The organism is Polymorphospora sp. NPDC050346, from assembly GCF_040655695.1.
Lineage (GTDB): Bacteria > Actinomycetota > Actinomycetes > Mycobacteriales > Micromonosporaceae > Polymorphospora > Polymorphospora lycopeni.
In genome coordinates this window covers 98,498-104,528 of the sequence record NZ_JBFAKM010000028.1, presented here as the reverse complement: position 1 = coordinate 104,528, position 6,031 = coordinate 98,498, and the positions used below count along the sequence as shown (strand labels likewise).

General features: G+C 72.1%; 5 protein-coding genes. All 5 read left to right on the top strand.

The genetic code is table 11. From position 1 onward, the window contains the following. Window positions 1-830, top strand: an 830-nt coding sequence (locus AB0I42_RS25755; RefSeq protein ID WP_357540875.1) for a TerD family protein, incomplete at its 5' end; no start/stop codon positions are given. A gap of 41 nt (window positions 831-871) precedes the next feature. Further along, window positions 872-2,665: a TerD family protein gene (locus AB0I42_RS25750; protein ID WP_357540873.1), complete on the top strand. Its 1,794-nt coding sequence runs from the start codon at window positions 872-874 to the stop codon at window positions 2,663-2,665. A 175-nt stretch (window positions 2,666-2,840) separates the two neighbouring features. Beyond that, window positions 2,841-4,445, top strand: coding sequence for a TerD family protein (locus tag AB0I42_RS25745; protein WP_357540871.1), 1,605 nt, complete (start codon window positions 2,841-2,843; stop codon window positions 4,443-4,445). Between the two features lie 10 nt (window positions 4,446-4,455). Beyond that, window positions 4,456-5,133, top strand: coding sequence for an AIM24 family protein (locus AB0I42_RS25740; protein ID WP_357540869.1), 678 nt, complete (start codon window positions 4,456-4,458; stop codon window positions 5,131-5,133). 39 nt (window positions 5,134-5,172) lie between these two features. Then, window positions 5,173-5,937 (top strand): AIM24 family protein, encoded by a 765-nt coding sequence (locus AB0I42_RS25735; protein WP_212820813.1) that lies wholly within the window; start codon window positions 5,173-5,175, stop codon window positions 5,935-5,937. Window positions 5,938-6,031 lie beyond the last annotated feature (94 nt).

Below are 6,031 nucleotides of genomic sequence, written 5' to 3'. Positions count from 1 at the left end.
GAGCACCGACACCGGCCCCCGCCGGGCCTGGTGCAGCGGCTTGCCCGGCTCCTCGTCCCGCCAGTCGTCGGCCGGCCGCACCCGCGCCGCAGTACGCCCCGGCGCCGCAGGCCGCGCCGCCGCCCCCGCCGCCGGCTCCCCCGGCGCCGCAGCCGCCCGCCCCGCAGCCGCCGGCACCCCCGGCCCCGCAGCCGCCCGCACCGCAGCAGCCGGGCGCCGCCCCGATCTCGATGGAGAAGACGCTGGGCCGCCCGGGTGCCCCGGTCAGCCTGTCCAAGGGCGAGCGGGTGTCGCTGCGCAAGGAGAACGGCGTCCAGCTCACCCTGGTGCGGATGGGCCTCGGCTGGGACCCGATCAAGCGGCGCGGCCTGTTCGGCAGCCGGGAGATCGACGTCGACCTCGACGCGTCGGCGATCCTGTTCGCCGACCAGCAGCCGGTCGACATCGCCTTCTACAACCAGCTGCGCAGCAAGGACGGGTCGATCGCGCACACCGGCGACAACCGCACCGGCGACGGTGACGGCGACGACGAGTCGATCATCGTGGACCTGGCCCGGGTGCCCGCCCACGTCACGACGGTGCTGTTCGTGGTGACGTCGTACCAGGGACACACCTTCGAGCAGGTCGAGGCGGCGTTCTGTCGGCTCGTCGACGAGACGACCCGCCAGGAGCTGGCCCGCTATACGCTCTCGGGCGGTGTCGGCACCACCGGCATGGTGATGGCCAAGGTCTACCGCGAGGGTGGCCTCTGGAAGATGATGGCCATCGGCGAGCCGGTCCAGGGCCGCCAGCCCCTGGAGCTGATCCCCATGCTGGGACGTTTCCTGTGACCGTGGCGGCCACCCGCTAGATCGCCACCGAGGAGAGAGTGATGGCACAGGTCCTCGTCAAGGGACAGAACGTTCCCCTGACCGTGGCCCGGCTCCGCGTGACCGTGGAGACTCCGGGGCCGGCCGACCTGTCGGCGTTGCTGCTCACCGACAGTGGCCGGGTACGCACCGACGCCGACTTCGTGTTCTACAACCAGCCGGACGGGCCGGGGGCGTCGTGCCGGCCCGCCGCCGGCGGCCGGCCGGCGTGCGTCGAGGTCGACCTGGCCGCCGTACCGGCCGAGGTGGGCAAGGTGCTGGTGGCGGTCAGTGTCGACGGCTCGGCGCCGGCGCTCGGCGCCGGCCCGGCACCGGTCGCCGGGATCGCCGGCGCCGACGGGGCGGTGATGGCGACGTTCGTCGTCACCGGCCTCGACACCGAACGGGCGGTCATCGCCTGGGAGATCTACCGCCGGGCCGGCGCCTGGAAGATCCGGGCCGTCGGCCAGGGCTACGCCGGCGGGCTGGCCGAGCTGGCGGCGGTGTGCGGCGTGGATGTGGACGAGGAGCCGGCGCCGGCGATGCCCGTACCCGCGACCACCGCCAGCCCGGTCGCGGCCGGCACCGGTGCGCCGGCGGGGCAACCACCCGCGCCGCCCGCCCAGCCACCGACGCCGTCCGCGCAACCACCCGCACCACCCGCCCAGCCACCGACGCCATCCGCGCGCCCGGCGGCGGTGCCCGCCCAGCCGGCACGGCCGTGGCCGACCGACCGGGCCAAGCCGCCGCAGCCGGCGCCGCAAGCGGCCGGCGGGCTGCCCCCGGAACGGCTCTACCAGCAGGTGTGGAGCATCTTCGAGGACGCCGCCCGCAGCACCTCGGCGCTGCGGTCGGCGACCGAATACGCCGAGCAGCGCCGCGACGACGAGGTCGGCCGGCTGCTCGACGACCCACGGGCCCGCAATTCACCGGAGACGGCCGCCGCCCGGGCGGCGGCCGACCGCCGGCACGACGAGCTGGTGGCCCGGGCGACCGCCGACCACCGGCGGGACGTGGCGCAGCTCGGCACCGAGCTGCGCCAGCTCGACGGTGTCCTCCCGCCGACGATGGCGCGCTGGGACAGTCCGGTCTGGCGGGGCTGGCAGCCGCCGACGGAGCTGGCGGTGGCGCTGCGGGTCGGTGAACTGCACCTGCCCGAAGACCCCGACCTGCGGATTCCGCTGTTGTTCCGGCTCCCGCTGGCAAGGCCACTGTGGATCGACGCGGCCGGCACCGACCGGTCGACGGCGACCGCGCTGGCCCGTTCGGTCATCGCCCGGCTGCTCGCCGCCCACCCGGCCGGCAGGCTCAGCGTCTCGGTCGCCGACCTGGCGGGTGGCGGTGCCGCCGTCCGTGGCCTGCGTGGCGACGCGCTGGCCGGACCACCGGCGACCACTCCGGGCGAACTGGCCGAACTGCTCGACAACCTGGTCTCCCGGGTCGACCTGATCCAGATGGCGATGCGTTCGGGCGAGACGGCGCTGCCGCCGGGGCTGGTCGACGGCGGCCGCCGGCTGCTGGTGCTGCACGACTTCCCGTACGGCTTCGACGAGCGGTCGATCGCGCAGATCCAGTACCTGATCAACGACGGCCCGGATGTCGGGGTGAACCTGCTGCTGGTCGCCGACCCCGCCGACTCGTCGACGCTCGGGCCGCTGGTGTCCGCGCTGTGGCGGTCGATGTCGCGGCTACCGGCCGTGCCCGACGACCACGTCGGCGACCCGTGGGTCGGGCTGTCGTGGACTTTCACCCCGGACCCGGTCGGATCGGGTACGGCGCTCGACGCCGTACTCGACCGCCTGGCCGGTGGACGGTGAACCGCCGCCCGGGGCCGGGACGACCGGCCGGGGGCGACGGTTCCCGACCCTGGTCGACGCCGGTCGATCCGGCGACACCGCCGGGCAGCGTGGCCGGCCCGGCCGGTTCGCCGCGACTTGCCGCACGGCGCTAACTTCATCAGGAACACCACGTCGTCGTAGCTGAGGGGATCACGTGTCTCAGGCATTCACGCGGGGTCAGAAGAGCCCATTGTCGGCACTGACCGCGGGAACCGACCTATACGTCGGTATCCAACTGGTCTCACCGGGCCTGACCTGGGACATTTCGTGTTTCGGGCTGGACGCCGCCGACAAGCTCTCCGACGACTCCTACTTCATCTTCTTCAACCAGCCGAAGTCGCCCGAGGGTGCGATCCAGAAGCTGGGCGAGCAGTCGGGTGACACCGACTCGTTCCGGGTGACCCTCGACCAGGTCCCCGACAAGATCCACAAGCTGTCGTTCTGCGCGGCGATCGAGGGCTCCGGCAGCGCCAGCCAGATCCAGTCCGGCTACCTGCGACTCGTCGCCGGCGGCCAGGAGGTGCTGCGCTACAGCTTCACCGGCGCCGACTTCGGCACCGAGCGGGCCATCATCATCACCGACCTCTACCGCAAGGGCGTCTGGCGGGTCGGCGCGGTCGGCCAGGGCTTCGCCGGCGGGCTCGCCGACCTGATCCGCTCCTACGGCGGCGAGGTCGACGACGAGCCGGCCGCGCCCCCGGCGGCCCCGCCGTCGTTCGCGCCGCCGCAGCAGCAGCCGTCGCCCGGCTTCGCCCCGCCGCCCCAGCAGGCGGCGCCGTCGTTCGCGCCGCCGCCGGTGCCACCGCAGCAGCAGCACGCCGCCCCGGCGCACACCGGCTTCACCCCGCCGCCGCCTCCGCCGCCCCCGCCCGGCTACGGCCAGCAGCCCGGGCAGAGCTTCCCGCCGCCGCAGCAGCCGGGCCACCCGCCCCAGCAGCCCGGCTTCCCGCCGCAGCAGCCCGGTTTTCCCCAGCAGCAGCAGCCGGGCTACCCGCCGCAGCAGGGCTTCCCACCCCAGCAGGGGCACCCGCAGCAGCAGCCCGGCTACCCGCAGGCGCCCGGCCAGTTCGGCTCCGGACTGCCGTCGCAGGCCCAGCCGGTGCAGCCCGGCGTCATGGTCAGCCTGCAGAAATACCGGGAGACGGCGACCACCGGCCGGTGGACCCAGCAGAACAAGAAGCTGGTCAAGGTGACGCTGGGCCCGGAGGCATACGCCCGGCGCGGCTCGATGGTCGCCTACCAGGGCGACATCGAGTTCGCCTACAAGGGTTCCGGCGGGCTCAAGGCGTTCTTCGAGAACGCCGCGACCGGGCAGGGCCTGAAGCTGATGACCTGCAAGGGCCAGGGCGAGGTGTTCCTCGCCGAGGACGCCGCCGACCTGCACATCGTCGAGTTGCAGGGCCACTCGCTGTGCGTCAACGCCAACAACGTGCTGGCCTTCGACGCCAGCCTCCAGACGCAGGTGCAGCGCATCGAGAGCCCCGGCATCCCCGGCGGCGGGATGTTCCACCTGGTGGTGTCCGGCCAGGGCACGGTCGTGGTGATGACCAAGGGCACGCCGCTGACCCTGCAGTGCCAGGGCCCGACCTTCGCCGACATGAACGCGGTCGTCGCCTGGACGGCGGGGATGCGGGTGTCGGTGTCCACCCAGGTACGGATCTCCCGCGAGATCTACCCGGGTGCCAGCGGCGAGTCGGTCGCGCTGCAGTTCATGGGCCTTCAGGGCCACTTTGTCGTAGTCCAGCCGTACGAGGTCTGAGGGGTTCGCCGTGCAGAGTCCGTTGCTCCAGCACTATGGGCAGACGCAGATCCGGGACCGGATGAGCACCCACGGCTACAAGATGGCCAAGGTGATGATGGCCCCCGGGCAGGACCTGATGGCCCGCGCCGGCTCGATGGTGGCGTACGAGGGTCTGATCGACTTCAACCCCAACCCGCCGCAGATGGGCCAGATGGCGCGCTCCTGGGCGACCGGTGAGGGCGTACCGCTGATGGTCGCGACCGGTCAGGGCGAGCTCTACCTGGCCGACTACGGCAAGGACGTGGTCGTCCTGCAACTGGCCGGCGAGGCGCTCAGCGTCAACGGCAAGAACATCCTCGCCTTCGACGCCTCCCTCCAGTGGGGCATCGAGCGGGTGAAGGGCGTCAGCATGCTGTCCGGCATGGGCATGTTCAACGTCGTGCTGCGCGGCCACGGCTGGGTGGCACTGACCAGCAAGGGCACCCCGGTGGTCCTCGACACCCGGGAGGCGCCGACCTTCGTCGACACCGACGCGCTGGTGGCCTTCACCGAGGGGCTCAGCGTCCAGCCGCGGCGCACCGCCCGGCTGGGCGGCCTCTTCGGGCGCGGCTCCGGCGAGGCGTTCCAGTTGGGGTTCTCCGGGCAGGGCTTCGTCATGGTCCAGCCGAGCGAGGACGAGCGCCCCAACTTCTCGGCCCGGGGCTGACGGTCAGCGGTAGCGGGATACGGCGAAGGAGAAGACGACATGTACCAGAGCAGCCTGCTGACCAACACCGAAGTCGGCGGCACCGACAAGTTCGTGCTCCAGAACACCAAGATGCTCAAGGCCAACCTCGGCCAGCAGAGCGGGATGACGGAGTTCTTCGCCCGCAAGGGCGCGATGATCGCCTACCAGGGCGGCGTCAACTTCGACGGGCACCACGAGCACTGGGGCGCCCACATCTCGCGCTACATGACCGGCGAGGGCCTCAACCTGATGAAGGTGTCCGGCTCCGGGAGCGTCTTCCTGGCCAACCAGGCGCAGGACATCCACATCCTCGACCTGACCGGTGACGGGCTGACCGTCGACGGCGAGAACGTGCTCGCGTTCGAGAAGCAGCTGCGGTGGGACGTGGTCCGCATCGAGTCCCAGGTGAACATCGCCAGCGCCGGCTCGTACAACATCGAACTGACCGGGCACGGCAAGGTCGCCGTCACGACCACCGGCGAACCGCTGGTGATGCGGGTGACGCCCAGCAACTACTACTTCGCCGACGCCGACGCGGTGATCGCCTGGTCGTCGAGCCTCCAGGTCAGCATGCAGGCGGCGGTCACCTCGTCGTCGGTGTGGCGCCCCCGGGGCAACACCGGCGAGAGCTGGCAGATGCAGTTCAGCGGCGAGGGCATGGTGGTCGTGCAGCCGGCGGAGCTGATGCCGCCGTACAACGCGCTCGCCGGCACCGACATGGCCGGCCGCTTCGGCATGGGCCAGGGTGGCATGGCCGGCAACAACTTCTTCGGCGGCCGCTGAGATCGGGGGCGGGGGGCGCTTCGCGCCGACGACAAGGCATACGACGATGCGACGGTGGCCCTCTGCCGCTTCCATGATTGAATAGTTAAGTTCA